Origin of the sequence: Pseudomonas sp. PDM05 (assembly GCF_014851685.1) — a bacterium.
GTDB lineage: Bacteria > Pseudomonadota > Gammaproteobacteria > Pseudomonadales > Pseudomonadaceae > Aquipseudomonas.
Genome location: NZ_JACVAC010000002.1, coordinates 321,049 through 336,443 on the forward strand (window position 1 = coordinate 321,049; position 15,395 = coordinate 336,443).

Sequence of the window (15,395 nt, forward strand, 5' to 3'; positions counted from 1 at the left end):
AGAGTAAGATTTTTTTGGTATTACGAAGATGCATCTGCCAATGATTCGGCAGGGAGGGATTCTTGCGTTACTACCGGTTTTCTGCACGAGATTCGGACAGAAGGAAAAAGGTGGAGAGTCGATCTGTAAGCCGGGTTCTGTCTTGAACAGTCATTCGTCTACGATGGCCATCACTGGACATCTTTAGCAACCTACCCGGTCCCAGCGCGGGCCACGCCTTGGGACCCTATTTGGTCTTGCTCCAAGTGGGGTTTACCTAGCCACGAACTGTTGCCAGTCGTGCGGTGCGCTCTTACCGCACCTTTTCACCCTTACCGGCACCGAAGCGCTTAGGCGGTTATTTTCTGTGGCACTTTCCGTAGGCTCACGCCTCCCAGGCATTACCTGGCACTTCGCCCTATGGAGCCCGGACTTTCCTCCCCCCCCTAATTTTCATAGAGGGCAGCGACTGTCCAATCGACTCTCCGCCGCGCAGGTTAACGGCACGGCGGACTTAGGACAAGTAATAAAAGTTCAGAATTGCCATCACGTTCAGACGGAATACAGCTTTAGCCCCGGAACTATTCGGCTTTCTGTTTATCCAGCGCAACTTGATACAACACATTCTTGCGCACGCCGGTAATTTCCGCCGCCAACGCTGCCGCACGCTTGAGGGGCATTTCCTTGAGCAGCAGGTCGAGAATGCGCATGGCCTCACTGTTTACCGCATCTTCACTCTCCGGCGCCGTCCAGCCCGCCACGAGCACCACACACTCGCCGCGCTGCTGGTTGCTGTCGCCTTCGACAAATGCGCGCAGCTCTTCCAGCGGCAGGCCCTTGAGGGTTTCGAAGGTCTTGGTCAGCTCGCGGGCCAGCAGTGCTAGGCGCTCGCCGCCGAACACCAATTCCATATCCTGCAAACATTCAAGAATGCGGTGAGGGGCCTCATAGAAGATCAGCGTACGCGGCTCTTCCTTCAACGCTTGCAGGCGCGCACGCCGCCCCACGGCCTTGGCCGGCAGGAAACCTTCAAAAATAAAGCGGTCCGACGGCAGGCCTGCAGCCGACAATGCTGCAATCAGCGCGCAGGCCCCCGGAACAGGCACTACATTGATACCAGCGGCCCGCGCCTGACGCACCAGATGGTAGCCAGGGTCGGAAATCAGCGGCGTGCCCGCGTCGGAGATCAGCGCCACGTCATCACCGGCCAGCAAGCGCACGATAAAGCGGCTGCCTTCTTCCCGCTCGTTGTGTTCGTGACAGGCCGCTAATGGCGTGCTGATACCAAAATGCTGCATCAAGCGCTGGGAGTGCCGCGTATCTTCCGCCGCGATCAATTTGACCTCGCGCAACACTTTCAGCGCCCGAGCGCTGATGTCGTCCAGGTTGCCAATGGGCGTCGCCACCACAAAAAGCGAGCCAGCAGTGGAATTCAAAGGACCTGGAGCAGTCAAAACGCACACCTCGATGGTTGGCAAAAGCCGCATTGTAACGCGTAGACGCCTTGAAAATATGCCATCACGGCCGATGCCTTTTCAGCCAATGATGGCCACCAGCAACATTTGCACGACCTAATTCGACGGTTTCACGCCAGTAACATCGCGCCTGGGCCAGTGCTTGGGTACAATTCCACGCTAATTTGATCGGTATCAGGAACACTTACATGATCGCTTGCCTGCGGCTGCTCTCCGCCCTCTGCCTCGCTGCCCTGTTGGCCGCTTGCGCCAGCTCGCCCTCGTCCAGCCTTGGCGACCTCCCACGGACCCCGGACGCCAGTATCGAGCAACTGCTCGAACAGGCCACCTCCGCCAAGACGCCAGAAAAGGCCGCTTTGCTGCGCCTGAGTGCGGCAGACATGGCTTACCACCAAAACAATCCAGGCCGCTCGTCGCAGATTCTTGCGCAGGTGCCCCTGGACGTCCTGAAACCAGCCGCGCAAGTATTTGCCAGCACCCTGGCTGCCGAACTGGCCATGGCGCGCAACCAGCCCAAGGCGGCGTTGACCGCCCTGAGCCACCCAAGCCTGCAAAACCTGAAGGACCTGCCGCCCGAACAACAGCTGCGCACCGGCAGCGTGCACGCCCGCGCCTATGAAGCCGATGGCCAGACGCTGGCCGCCGCCCGCGAACGCGTGGCCATGGCCCCACTGCTCAGCGGTGATGCAGCCAAAAACAACCACGAAGCCATCTGGACCTTGATTGCCGCAGTGCCTGCAGACCAACTGCAAGCCAGCGGCAACCCAACGCTCGACGGCTGGATCACCCTGGCCCAAGCGGTCAAAGGCGCCGGCACCCTGGAGCAACAACAAGCCGCCATCGACACCTGGCGCGCGCAGAACCCAAGCCACCCGGCAGCCGTACAACTGCCGTTGCCACTGACCAAGCTCAAGGAACTGGCCAGCCAGCCCCTGAACAAGATCGCCCTGTTGCTGCCGCAGGAAGGCCCGCTGGCCTCCGTCGGCAAAGCGCTGCGTGAAGGTTTCATGGCGGCGCACTACCAGGCTCAGCAGGCCGGGCAGAAGCCGCCGGTCATCGAGTTCTTTGACAGCTCGCGCCTGACCTCCATCGACGACTTCTACGCCAAGGCCCAGGCTGCCGGCGTGCAACTGGTGGTCGGCCCGCTGGAAAAACCGCTGGTCAAACAGCTGAGCGCACGCCCGCAACTGCCGATCACCACGCTGGCACTGAACTACAGCGAGGCCGACCAGAACCCGGCGCAACTGTTCCAGTTCGGCCTGGCCGCTGAAGATGAAGCCCGTGAAGTCTCGCGTCGTGCTCGCGCTGACGGCTTGCATCGTGCGGCCGCCATGGTGCCGCGTGGTGAATGGGGTGAGCGTGTCTACAAGGCCTTCCGCCAGGATTGGGAAGCCAACGGCGGTACCGTTGTCGGCGTGGAATACGTCGACCAGCCGGTCGCCCTCGCCCAGCAAATCGCCGACCTGTTCCAACTGCGCAAAAGCGAAGGCCGCGCCAAGAGCCTGCAAAACACGGTCGGCACTGACGTAGCGGCGCAACCTTCGCGCCGTCAGGACATCGAGTTCATCTTCCTGGCCGTGCCCCCGCAGTTGGCCCAGCAGATCAAGCCGACCCTGAACTTCCAGTACGCCGGTGATGTACCGGTGTATGCGACCTCCCACGTATTCAGCGCCAGCGGTGACAAGAACCAGTACCTGGACATGACCAACGTGATGTTCTGCGAAACCCCTTGGTTGCTCAACAGCACCGACCCGCTGCGCAATCAGGTGGCTGCGCAGTGGCCGCAAGCCAATGGTAGCCTGGGCCGTCTGTACGCGATGGGCGTTGACGCCTACCGCCTGGCGCCACGCCTGGGCCAACTCAAGGCACTGCCGGACACTCGTATTGACGGTCTCTCTGGCAACCTGGGCATCAGTGCCAGCCAGCGTGTTGATCGCCAGATGCCATGGGCCAAGTTTGTTGGCGGCGACATCCAGCGCCTGCCCGACACCCCGCGCTGATGCCCAAGCGGTCCAGCGCACAAAGCGGCAAGGACGCCGAACTGCAAGCTCTGAAACACTTGCAACAGCAGGGTCTGCGCCTTCTGGCGCAGAACTGGTTGTGTAAACGCGGTGAGCTTGATCTGGTCATGCTTGACGGCGATACAGTAGTATTCGTCGAAGTCCGCTACAGAAAACACGCACAATGGGGTGGCGCGCTCGCCAGTATCGACGGGCGCAAGCGTCAGAAGCTGATACTCGCCGCGCAGTTTTTCCTGCAGAAAGAGCATCGCTGGGCCGACGCCCCCTGCCGTTTCGATGTGGTTGCCATTGAATGCACACCGTCTGGTCAGGCTGATCTGAACTGGCTCAAAGATGCCTTCGACAGCTGATTCGCCGGACATCTTCACCACACACTTTTGCTCTTTGCTTTGCGGGCTGCACATTCCTGTGCCAAACAGCCGCGCTACTTAAGGTCACACAGATGGACATGCAATCCCGAATTCGCCAGCTTTTCCAGGCCAGCATCGACACCAAGCAACAGGCGATGGACGTACTTGCACCGCACATCGAGCAAGCCAGTCAGGTCATGGTCAACGCGTTGCTCAACGAGGGCAAAATGCTTTCGTGCGGCAACGGCGGTTCGGCCGGCGATGCCCAGCATTTCTCGTCCGAACTGCTCAACCGCTTCGAACGCGAGCGTCCGAGCTTGCCGGCCATCGCCCTGACCACCGATTCGTCGACAATCACCTCGATTGCCAACGACTACAGCTACAACGAAATCTTCTCCAAGCAGATCCGCGCCCTGGGCCAACCTGGCGATGTGCTGCTGGCGATTTCCACCAGCGGCAACTCGGCAAACATTATTCAAGCGATCCAGGCCGCACATGATCGCGAAATGATTGTCGTAGCATTGACCGGGCGCGATGGCGGCGGCATGGCTTCGCTATTGTTGCCGGAGGACGTGGAGATCCGCGTTCCAGCCAATGTCACCGCACGTATCCAGGAAGTCCACCTGCTGGCGATCCACTGCCTATGCGATCTGATCGACAGCCAATTGTTTGGGAGTGAAGAATGACCGTTAACCGCCTCAGCCTATTGGCCATCACGCTGTGCATCGCTATCAGCGGCTGCAGCACGGCAATCACTGCAACACGTGACACCCCGATCCAGGATGACAAGGGCACCCGCACCTTCGGTAGCAAGATCGACGACTCGTTGATCGAAACCAAGGTTGAGGTCAACGTTGCCAAGGCCGCTACCGACCTGGGCAACGGTGCGTCGCGCATCGTCGTCACCAGCTTCAACGGTGTGGTCCTGCTGGCCGGCCAGACTCCGCGTGCCGACCTCAAGGCCCAGGCTGAACAGGCCGCCTCAGCGGTGCAGCGCGTGAAGAAGGTGCACAACGAACTGCAGGTCATGGACCCGATCACCCTGCTGGCCATCAGCAATGACGCGCTGCTGACCACCAAGATCAAGGCACAGATGCTGACCGATAACGCGATTCCTGGCTCGCGCATCAAGGTCGTCACCGACAACGGCATCGTCTACCTGATGGGCCTGCTGACCCAGGCCGAAGCCACCCGTGCAGCCAACCTGGTGCAGGGTGTGTCCGGTGTGCAGAAGATCGTGAAAGTGTTCGAATACATCGACTGATCCAACCGTCAGCCACAAAAAAGGGCGCCGTGCATTGACTGCACGGCGCCCTTTTTTGTGGTCCTGTGTGTTACTGGTACTGCGAGTACGGGTTGCCCTGGAACTGGTTGTTCTGTTGTGGCGCTTGTTGCTGGGCGCCCGGCTGGCCATATTGCTGACCTGGGATCGGGCCAAGGTTGACCTCTACTCGACGGTTCTGGGCACGGCCGTTGACATCGGCGTTGCTGGCAATCGGGTTATCCGGACCGGCGCCACGTACACTCAGGTTGGCCGAACTCACACCCTGGGAAGTCAGGTAGTTGGCCACGCTCTGCGCACGACGCTGGGACAGGTCCATATTCAACTGGCGGCTGCCGGTGCTGTCGGTGTAGCCGACGATCTGGATGGTATTCTGATTGAACTGCTTGAGGGAGTTGGCCAGGTTGTTCAGCGGCTGGTAGAAGCTGCTGGAGATCGCGTCCGAGTTGGTGGCGAATGTAATGTTGCCCGGCATGATCAGCTTGATCTGGTCACCCTGGCGCTGCACTTCGACCCCGGTATTGGCCATGCTTTCGCGCAGCTTCTTCTCTTGCTGGTCGGCGTAGTAGCCATAGCCCGCAGCACCGGCACCGGCAACCACCGCACCGATCAGCGCACCCTTGCCGCGGTTGTTGTGGTCGATGGCCGCACCGGCCAATGCACCGGCCAGGGCACCCAGGCCACCGTACTTGGCGGTCTTGCTCATACCGCCGGAATCATTGCTGGCCTGTCCTTGGCTGCTGCCGTCGTAAGGGTTAGGCGTAGCGCAGCCCGACAACAGGGCTACGACGGTGGCGACAACAAGCAGACGACGCGAAGTGAACATGAAGGAGGCTCCTACTTTTGCATTCTATGGTGCAAAGGACATTGGCAATGGACCTGTGCCGAGTTTGGAACGCGACAAACAGCAAAAATTCCGTGGCCGCGCGCCGACCAGTAACAAAAGATTCGGAACCAAGACTGCTATAGAAACCGTAGCAGACCTACGCTGAACGCGACCTGAGTTTTTGCTACAACGGTTATCGGTTATAGAACAGCCCGCCCCTCCTAAGCCCGTACAAACGGGTTCTCCCGCATCTCATCCCCCAGCCGGGTATCCGGCCCGTGCCCTGCCACCACCGTTGCGCCCTCATCCAGGGTATACAGGCGCTGCTTGATCGAGCGCACGATGGTCGCCTGGTCCCCACCCCACAAGTCCGTACGTCCCACGCCACGCCGAAACAGCGTATCGCCGGCAATCAGCAACTTGGCATCGGCAAACCAGAAGCTCATCGAACCCGGCGTGTGCCCTGGCGTATGCAACGCCACACCGCAACCGCAGGCCAACTCTTCGTCATGTTCCAGCCAGCGATCCGGAGCCGGCACTGGAGTGTAGGGCACGCGAAACATCTGACACTGCATCTCAAGGTTGTCCCACAGGAACTGATCTTCCTTGTGCAGGTGCAAGGTGGCACCGGTCTTCTCCTTCAACTGGCCGGACGCCAGGAAGTGATCAAGGTGAGCATGGGTGTGGATGATGCTCACCACCTTGAGACCCAGCGCATCCAGGCGCGCGAGGATCAACTCATGGTTGCCGCCCGGATCGACCACGATGGCTTTCTTGCTGATGGGATCGCCGATGATGGTGCAGTTGCATTGCAGGGGGCCGACGGGAAAGGTTTCGCGGATGAGTGTCGGCTTGGCGGTGTCCATGGGCGGTCCTCTAGTGCAAACGGAATGTCGCTTTCGGGCGAATATCGCCAGAACAATTGCACTATTAAAACAGACTGGCGGTCACTCGCTAACCAATCAATCGCAACTCCTGCGCCCGCGCCACCGCCTGCGTGCGGCGCTCCACCCCCAGCTTGCTGTTGATATGGCTCGCGTGGGTCTTGACCGTGTGCAACGAGATAAACAGCCGATTGCTGATCTCCTGGTTCGAGCAGCCTTCGGCGATCAGTTGCAGCACCGCCAGCTCCCGTGCACTGAGGGTTTCCTGCAGGGGTGCGGCCTCCACCACCACAATCGCCGGCAACAGCGCCAGCAGGCTCTGGTTCAGCAAGCCATGGGCGTCCTGGCCCAACTGTTCGCGCATCCAATCGGGGTGGTTTTCCAGTAAGCGCTGGAACGGCTGCAGCGCGCCACCTGCGCCCGCCTCCAGGGCCTGGGCCACAACCACACGGGCCTTGGCTTCGTGACCACCGTCCAGTAGCAATTGCGCCAACTGGGTCAGGGCCATCAGCGCAATCATCTGGCGTCCGCTGTTCCGGGCTTGCTGCGCCAGTTCTTCGAGACGTTGCAGAGCGGCAGCGGGTTGATGACGCGTGGCCTCCAGCGCGGCCTGCTGCAGGCCGATATGTTGCGGCAGGTGTGGATGAAATTCCGGTGCGGCCGCGGCGTGCTCGCCATTGTAGGTTTGCCCCAAGCGGTTCAACCACGCATCCGCCAGGTCGGTGCGGCCCTGGGCCAGCCAGAGTTCGCACTTGATCAGGGTGATCATCGCCAGGTAGTAAATCGGCGGCACGTCCCAGATATGCATCAAGCGCTCGGCCTCGGCCAGTTCGGCAAACGCCTTGGAGAAATCATTGCGCCGCCCCTCAAAGCTGGCGATCACGCAGTGCCCGATCAACACGCTTATATCGCGGCAGGCGCGAGCCTCCACCAGCCCTGCGCGCAAACGGTCAATCCCCGCATCGGGCTGGTAGCGCACCAACAACAGGTAGCCCTCATAGAGCGACAGGCGCGCACGCACTGCGTACAACCGCTCGGGCGCCAAGCCATGCAAGCGTTGCAGGCCCTGACGCACTTCATCCAACGAACGCAGAATCTCGCCCCGGGCCTGTAGGACGCGTGCGCGGTCATAGTGGGCCAAGGCTTCAAATAGCGGGTTGCCGACACGTTGCGCCAACTCCAGGGACTCACGGTTCAAGCCACGGGCACGCCACAAATCGGCGTCGACGATGGCCAGGTTGGAGAGTGTCGACAGGCACATCAAGCGCTGGCCGTAGCGTCGCTGCGGCAGACTTTCCAACGCTTCACTGCAATAGCGCTGGGTCAATTCACGATTGCCCCGCCCGCGCGCGATGACGCCACTGAGCGCCAACCACTGGGCCAGCATCGACTTTTGCGCGGTGGCGGAAGGCGCCGGCAGAAAGCGGCTGAGGTAGCCGGATAATTCCTCCGCGGCATCCAATTGGCAGGCCAGGCCCAGGGCCCAGCTATACAGCACGATCAGGCGTGGCGTGCTGATCAGCAGGCTATCCGGCAAGTCCATCTTCCAGCGCAGCAACATGCCGACATTTTGCTCGGCCAGCAGTTGCTCCTCCGAAAGGTTCTGCACCAGATTGGCGGCCACATCCAGATGGCCGGCGCGCAACGCCTGCTCCACCGCTTCATCGATCAAACCCTGGGCATTGAACCAGCGGCACGCGCGCAGGTGCAGGCTGGCCGTCGGCAAGACGTTGCTGCTTTCGCGCCGGGACCGCAACAAATCGGAGAACAAATGGTGGTAGCGATACCAGTGGCCCTGATCATCCAGTGGCACCAGGAACACTTGATGGGCTTGCAGGTAACGCAGGTTCTCCGCGCTGTCGTGGGCTTCGCGTACGGCGTCGCACAGCTCGCTGCAAAAACGTTCCATGGGGGCGGTGTCAAACAAGAAGGCCTGCACATCGGCCGGCAGGCAGTCGATCACCTCCTCCAGCAAATAATCGCGGATCAGCCCTTCGCCGCCATGCAGGTTTTGCGGCAACGCGCCTTCATTGCCCGCTTCGGAAGCGGCCAGCAACCAGAAGCGCAGGCCGGCGACCCACCCCTCACTGCGGCGGATCAGGTTGTCGAGAGCTTCACCGCGCAATGAGCTGCTATGACGATCCAGTACGGCAAGGGACTCGGCATGGGTCAGGCGCAGGTCTTGCTCATGCAGTTCCAGCAGGTGCCGTGACAGGCGCAGACGCGCCAGATGCCAGTCCGGGCGCTGGCGACTGGTGACCAATACCACCAAGCCATCAGGCAAATGGTTGAGGAAAAACTGCAGGCAACGGTCGAGCACCGGCCCCTGGGCCAAATGGTAGTCATCCAGTACCAGCAATAGCGGTGCGCGGGTGGATAGATGCACCGTCAGTTCGTCGAGCAAGCCGTCCAGCCATTCTTCAAACGCAAAGGGTTGGTGACGCTGGCGCATTTTCAGCAGCCCCAGGGATTGGGCGCCGAGTTGCGGGAAGTACTGCTGCAAACCGTCGAGCAGGCGCTCGAGGAAACGTCCGGGGTCGCTGTCCCGTGGGCTCAAGCCCAGCCACAGGCTTTGCCAGTGGGCCGGCAGGCTCTGGCAGAACTCCACTGCCAACGAACTCTTGCCAAACCCGGCGGGTGCGCTGACCAGCAACAGTCGCCCGTCCAGCCCGGCAGTCAGCCGTTCGCACAGCCGCGGTCGCAGCACGTAGCCGTCAGGCAGGGGTGGCCTGTAGAAGCGACCTTCCAGGGTCGGGATTACCGCACTGGCAGGCCCTTGGATTCGGGACAGATCAGTCATCGCCGGGCTCTTGTAGAAGGCTGTTGTCGGCATTGCAGATGTCCGCAGACTAGCGGTAAAAGCGGCGGGATTGTAGATCTTTGCAACATTTGCCTGAAAAAGAACTGAGACAAAAAATGTGAGAGGGGGCTTGCTCCCGATAGAGGCGGGTCAGTCAACCGATGAATTGACTGGCCTGCCGCCATCGGGGGTAAGCCCCCTCCCACATGGGCAATCGCTAGGGCTTAGCGAACACCGTCCTGACGCAACGCCGCCGGGGTGAAGTCGCTGGTAGTAGCGGTGAAGCCGAAGTTATACGCCTGCTTCTCTTCGTTCTTCATACCCAGCGCCAGGTAGCGACCCGACTGCAGGTCGTAGAGGGTTTCCACGGCATACCACGGCACTTGCTTGTCGTAGTAGTTCTCGGCGTGGGCCTCGGCGACGCGCCACAGTTGGCCGCGACCGTCGTAGTGATCAATCACCGCCGCTTGCCAGGTATCTTCGTCAATGAAGAAGTCACGCTTGGCGTAGATGTGGCGCTGGCCTTCCTTCAAGGTCGCGACCACGTGCCAGACGCGGCGCAGCTCATAGCGGGCCAAGTCCTGGTTGATGTGGCCGGCCTTGATGATGTCGGCGTACTTGAGCTTCGGATCGTCGAGCTTGTAGCTGTTGGAGGCGATGTAGATTTCCTTCTTGCCTTCCAGCTTCCAGTCGTAGCGGTCCGGTGCACCGTTGTACATGTCGAGGTTGTCTGAGGTACGCAGGCCATCGGCAGCAGTACCCGGGCCGTCATAGGACACTTGCGGCGCCCGGCGCACACGGCGCTGGCCGGCGTTGTAGACCCACGCCGAACGCGGTTCCTTCACCTGGTCCAGGGTTTCATGCACCAGCAGCACACCACCGGCCAGACGTGCCGGGGCAGTCACTTCCTGCTTGAAGTAGAACAGCACGTTGCCCGGGTTTTTCGGGTCGAAGTCCTTCATCTTGTCGCGGAAAACGAACTGGTCCTTGAAGTACACCAGGCTGAACGAACCGTTGGTTTGCGGTGTGGCCTGGGTGACCAGGCGCGTCACACTGCCACCACGATAGCGGGTGATGTGGTTCCAGATCACTTCCACACCGCTTTTCGGGATCGGGAACGGCACGGCGGTTTCGAAGTTCTCCAGGCCGTTGCCGCCAGACACCAGGTTGGTGGTGGTGGCGTTCTTCTTGATGGAGGCGAACACCTCAGCTGGCACCGTGGCACCGCGGTGGGTCGGGTAGACCGGCATATTGAAGCTGTCCGGGTAACGCTTGAACATTGCGTATTGGCCCGGTGCCAGCTTGTCTTTGTACTGTTCGACGTTCTGCGCGGTGATGGTGAATTGCGGTTGCTCACTGGCGTAAGGGTTGGCCAGGAAACCACGGGCATCTACAGCGCCGGCGTTGGTCGGCAATGGCGACCACTTGGGAATGGTGCCCGCCGCGTTACCGGCCATTTCGGCGCCCATCGGGGTCAGGCTCGTGCCCAGCTTGGCGGCTTCATCCGCCGAGACTGCCGCCATGACGTTGCTCGCCAGGATCGACAGCCCAAGCACACCCACGTGCAACAGACTTTTAGTTATTTTCATGTTCTGGTTCTTCCTGAAATACGGTCGCTTAGAAGTTCATGCCGAAGCTGAGCGCAACAAAATCCCGGTCGTCCACCGTGGTGTACTTGCCATCAAAGAAGTTGGTGTACGACAGGCCTGCGGTGTAGGTGTTCTGGTATTCCGCGTCCAGGCCAAGGCTGACGGCCTTGCGGCCTTCTTCGAAGTTGCCACCTGGGCCAGGGGAATAGCCGCTCACATCATGGGACCAGGCGACGCTAGGCTTGAGGTTGATCCCTGCAAAGACGCTGTTGTAATCCCAGATGGCGCGGGCGCGATAACCCCAGGAGTTGGCGGTGGTGAAGCCGTCGTTTTCGCAGTAGCGCGACAGGTTGTTCTGCGCTGCGCCAGTCAGGGTGCCAGCGTTCAAGGTCTGGCACGTACCATTTGGCAGTGGGCCAGGGCCGTAGCTAGGATCGCGGCCGTAACGGGCCTTGGAGTTTTTTTCCAGGCCACCGACGTGAGTGAAGCCAACTTCACCGACAACCGTCAGTCGCTCAGCCCCCATCACCTGATCGAAAAAGTGAGTGAACGTGGTTTGCAGCTGGGTGATTTCCTTACGGCGATAGCCAGGTTGGTCCTGGTCCGCCTTGCCTTGCAGCACCGAGTAGTTGGCCGCTGCCGGGTTGACCGCGGCCAAAGGCGTCAGCCCGGAATACAGAATATCCGTAGTGTTCAACTGCACCGGTGCATTCGGACGGTAGCTGATTTCACCACTCCACGCGGTGCCGGTAGGCAACGTCGTAGAGAAGCTGAGGCCGTACAGGCGGATGTCCTCAGGGTATTCGACGTAGTAACTCGAGTTGCCGGCAACCACGAACGGCAACAGCGATGGCGCGATCGCGCTGGCTTGTCCCAAGGTCAACCCTTGGCCCATCAATGACCCAACCAGGTTCGCAGGGCTGTACTTGCTCGCCGCCGCCCCTCGTCCGCTGAAGATTGGTGCCCGGCTGTGGTAGTTCATGAAGTAAGCGCCGAACTCGGTATCCAGCGGCTCGAACATGTAGTGGGCGGCGAAACCAAACTGGCCGCTGTCGCGCGCATCACGGTCAGGACCACGGCGAACAATGGCGCCCTCATCCGGCGAGCCGAAGTTCACACCCTGGGCCGCCAGCGCACCGAACGCCGCATTCCGGAACGGCGCCGGCAAGGCGTTGGACAAGCCTTGACGGGTTCGCAGTACCGCAAGGTTATTGTCGCAACCGTCGGCGATCACATCTGGCTGCGAGAAGAATGTCCCGCAGTTGTCGACAACGGTCTGGTCCCACTCCAACTGGTAGAAACCATCTACGGACAGGTTGTCCGTTACGCTTTGCGACAGATAAAACATGTTGACCGGGATCAGGCCTTCCTTGATCTCGGCGCCCGGACGACGGAACGCAGACACGTCGATCGGGTTGATGGAGTTGATACCACCCCCAATGAAGGTACTTTCACCCCAGCTGACCACCTGCTTGCCGAAACGCACCGAGCCCGGCAAATCGGCAATGTTGTAGTTGTGGTAGATGAAGGCGTCGAGGATCTGCGCGCCGGAGGATTTGGCGCCCTCTTTGCGATTGCTGTCGCTGATGTCCTTGAACGGACGACTTTCATCCTTGAGTTCAAAGTCGTACCAGTACTTGCCACGCACGAACACACCGGTATCGCCGTACTTCAGTTCCAGGTCATGGATGCCCTTGAAGATCTTCGAGAACGTCTCACCACGCTTGAAGTTCAGGTGCCCATCGTCAGAGGTCTGCGAGAGACCGTGCCCACCGTTGTTGGAACCGATCAAGTTCTTGTTGGCCTTTTCCGTCGACCAACTGGCCCCCACGGAAAGAGACGAGTCAAAACTCCCTTCGACTTCACCGATATTGAAACTGACGCCGAATGCGGGCCCGGCGAGCGTAGAGGCGAGACTGACGGCCAGGGGCAGTCTTGCCCGGCGCCAGAACTGGTTTACTGAGGTCATCGACGCTACTCCATGTGCATTATTGTTATGGCAGAGAGTTCATTCTGTGATGCGTGTAACGGCCGGAATACAACGATTCCAATGCCGCTCGGCAACTGAGCCCCCATGGCCCAAAGCGGAACATCCTTGAAAAACTCTGGAAGGGACTATAGCCAGCAGGGGGTAGTGCTTGATCCCTCTAAAGTGTGATTTGCATCACCGACCCGTCTGCCACGACCCTTTCGCCATGTCGGCGAAGGCCGACGCGGCAAGGATGGCTGAAAATCGGCAAATCACAAGTAGAGGCGCAAGATAGAGCATTGCCGTGCCCGGGCGGGCACGGCGAGGGGCGTCAGAGGGTGGACAGGAACGTGCTGTTGTTGGCCTGCCATTCAATGATGTCGATGCGGATACGTTTCTTGTCGAGCTTGCCGACGCTGGTCTTGGGAATTTCCGTAACAACGGCGATCTGACTCGGAATCGCCCACTTGCTCAGATGGCCCAACTCCACGAACGGCTTGAGGTGCTCCTTGAGCTCACGGGCCCCAATCACATGGCCATCACGCACCACCAGCAAGGCAAACGGACGCTCACCCCACTGCGGATCGGCGATGCCCACCACCGCTACTTCGCGTACCGCCGGGTGACGGCTGACCAGATCTTCGAGGGCCAGGGAGGAGACCCATTCGCCGCCGGTCTTGATCACGTCCTTGATGCGATCACGAATATCGATCACCCCAAACGCATCCAGCGTGGCCACGTCACCGGTGTGCATCCAGCCGCCTTCCCACAGCTCGGCGCCCTTCTGCGGCTCGTTGTAATAGCCTTCGGTCAGCCATGGCGCACGCAGCACCAGCTCGCCTTGGGACTCGCCGTCGGCAGGCAGGAAGTTGCCTTCGCTGTCGATGATCGCCGCGTCCACCAACGGCCCGGGCACGCCGGCCTTGATGCGGTAGGTGGTGCGTTCGTCCTCGCTGCCGGCCATCAGTTCTTCGTTGAGGTGGGCACACGATACCAACGGCCCGGTCTCGGACATGCCGTACGCCGCCGTCAGTTGAATCCCACGAGCCTTGGCAGCTTCGTACAGCGTACGGTTGAGCGCGCTACCGCCGATGACGATTTTCCAGCCGCCAAAATCCACGCCCTGTGCAGCCTTGGCGTTGAGCAGCATTTGCAGGATGGTTGGTACGCAATGGGAAAAAGTGACTTTCTCCTTGCGCCACAACTCCACCAGGAACTCCGGATCGTAGCGGCCGGGATAGACCTGCTTGAGGCCCAGCATGGTCGCCACATACGGCAGGCCCCACGCATGAACGTGGAACATCGGCGTGATCGGCATGTACACATCGTTGGTGCCCAACAGGCGCACGCTGTCGACGCTGCCCATGATGGTCGCCACACCGATGGTGTGCAGCACCAGTTGGCGATGGGTGAAGTACACGCCCTTGGGGTTGCCGGTGGTGCCGGTGGTGTAGAAGGTGGTCGCGACGGAATTTTCGTCGAAATCCTGGAAGTCGTATTTCGGGCTGGCGGCGGCCAACAGGGTTTCGTACTCGCCCACGAGGTCTGGCAGCTCGGCGGTTTTCGATTCACCGTCGGTGAGCAGCAAGGTCTTGTCGACCGTCGTCAATTGCCCGGCGATGGCTTGGTAAAGCCCCACGAATTCACTGTTGACCAGCACAAAGCGGTCCTCGGCGTGATTCATGGTGTAGAGAATCTGTTCCGGCGACAGACGCACGTTGATGGTGTGGATCACCGCGCCAATCATCGGGATGGCAAACATGCACTCCAGGTAGCGATGGCTGTCCCAGTCCATCACCGCCACGGTGTCACCGGCCTTTACCCCGGCTTCGGTCAACACATTGGCCAGGCGCGCGACGCGCTCGATCAAGGTCGGATAGGTGTAGCGCAACTTGTCACGGTAAACGATTTCCCGGGTTTTCTCGTAACGGGTCCCGGACATCAACAGGCGCTTGATCAACAGCGGATATTGGTAGGCGCCTTCGGCGGGGGGGATAACACGGGTCTGCAACATAGGAATCCCTTTTATGACTGCACGGTCTTGGCTGGAAGTTCTGCACTGTAGAGCGCTTATGTTTCAGCCAAATCAGCCAAAGGAATGATTTGCAGGAACCTATAGGTGCTGGCTCCGAGCCATCAATGCAACTTCACACCGATTCAACGTGGGAGGGGGCTTACCCCCGATTGCGGCGGGTCAGCGACAAATAAGCCGGCTGACCC

The 15,395-nt window shown here is 60.3% G+C and carries 11 protein-coding genes and 1 other RNA gene; 4 read left to right on the plus strand and 8 right to left on the minus strand.

The features are described 5' to 3' along the window. Window positions 1-110 precede the first annotated feature (110 nt). Window positions 111-464: RNase P RNA component class A (gene rnpB, locus IB241_RS06295), an RNA gene on the minus strand. 96 nt (window positions 465-560) lie between these two features. Beyond that, window positions 561-1,466, minus strand: coding sequence for a 16S rRNA (cytidine(1402)-2'-O)-methyltransferase (rsmI, locus tag IB241_RS06300; protein WP_192297626.1), 906 nt, complete (start codon window positions 1,464-1,466; stop codon window positions 561-563). A gap of 176 nt (window positions 1,467-1,642) precedes the next feature. Here rsmI and IB241_RS06305 point away from each other — a divergent pair, with 176 nt between their 5' ends. The 4 genes from IB241_RS06305 to IB241_RS06320 all read left to right on the plus strand — a co-directional run bounded on the left by IB241_RS06305 (window position 1,643) and on the right by IB241_RS06320 (window position 5,089). Then, entirely contained in the window at window positions 1,643-3,454 is a 1,812-nt protein-coding gene (locus IB241_RS06305; protein ID WP_192297628.1) for a penicillin-binding protein activator, read from the plus strand. After that, on the plus strand, window positions 3,454-3,825 hold the full coding sequence (locus IB241_RS06310) for a YraN family protein (protein WP_192297629.1): 372 nt from the start codon (window positions 3,454-3,456) through the stop codon (window positions 3,823-3,825). Before IB241_RS06305 ends, IB241_RS06310 begins: the two co-directional genes overlap by 1 nt. Before the next feature lie 92 nt (window positions 3,826-3,917). Beyond that, window positions 3,918-4,511 carry a phosphoheptose isomerase gene (locus IB241_RS06315; RefSeq protein ID WP_007904374.1) on the plus strand — a complete coding sequence of 198 codons (594 nt, stop codon included), beginning with the start codon at window positions 3,918-3,920 and terminating at the stop codon, window positions 4,509-4,511. Beyond that, on the plus strand, window positions 4,508-5,089 hold the full coding sequence (locus IB241_RS06320) for a BON domain-containing protein (RefSeq protein WP_192297631.1): 582 nt from the start codon (window positions 4,508-4,510) through the stop codon (window positions 5,087-5,089). Before IB241_RS06315 ends, IB241_RS06320 begins: the two co-directional genes overlap by 4 nt. Before the next feature lie 70 nt (window positions 5,090-5,159). On the opposite strand, the gene IB241_RS06325 is transcribed toward IB241_RS06320, so the two are convergent. The 6 genes from IB241_RS06325 to IB241_RS06350 form a co-directional block, all read right to left on the minus strand. Next, the gene (locus IB241_RS06325; RefSeq protein WP_192297633.1) at window positions 5,160-5,933 is read right to left on the minus strand and encodes an OmpA family protein; all 774 of its coding nucleotides are present in this window, start codon (window positions 5,931-5,933) and stop codon (window positions 5,160-5,162) included. A 221-nt stretch (window positions 5,934-6,154) separates the two neighbouring features. Beyond that, window positions 6,155-6,799 (minus strand): MBL fold metallo-hydrolase, encoded by a 645-nt coding sequence (locus IB241_RS06330; protein ID WP_192297635.1) that lies wholly within the window; start codon window positions 6,797-6,799, stop codon window positions 6,155-6,157. A gap of 88 nt (window positions 6,800-6,887) precedes the next feature. Beyond that, complete coding sequence (locus IB241_RS06335; protein ID WP_192297636.1) at window positions 6,888-9,617, minus strand: LuxR C-terminal-related transcriptional regulator; 2,730 nt, start codon at window positions 9,615-9,617, stop codon at window positions 6,888-6,890. 224 nt (window positions 9,618-9,841) lie between these two features. Continuing rightward, window positions 9,842-11,206: a DUF1329 domain-containing protein gene (locus tag IB241_RS06340; RefSeq protein ID WP_192297638.1), complete on the minus strand. Its 1,365-nt coding sequence runs from the start codon at window positions 11,204-11,206 to the stop codon at window positions 9,842-9,844. Window positions 11,207-11,234: 28 nt separating this feature from the next. Beyond that, the gene (locus tag IB241_RS06345; RefSeq protein ID WP_192297640.1) at window positions 11,235-13,175 is read right to left on the minus strand and encodes a DUF1302 domain-containing protein; all 1,941 of its coding nucleotides are present in this window, start codon (window positions 13,173-13,175) and stop codon (window positions 11,235-11,237) included. A gap of 331 nt (window positions 13,176-13,506) precedes the next feature. Then, a complete protein-coding gene (locus IB241_RS06350; protein ID WP_192297642.1) occupies window positions 13,507-15,189 on the minus strand; it encodes a fatty acid--CoA ligase in 1,683 nt (560 codons plus the stop codon). Between the last annotated feature and the right edge of the window lie 206 nt (window positions 15,190-15,395).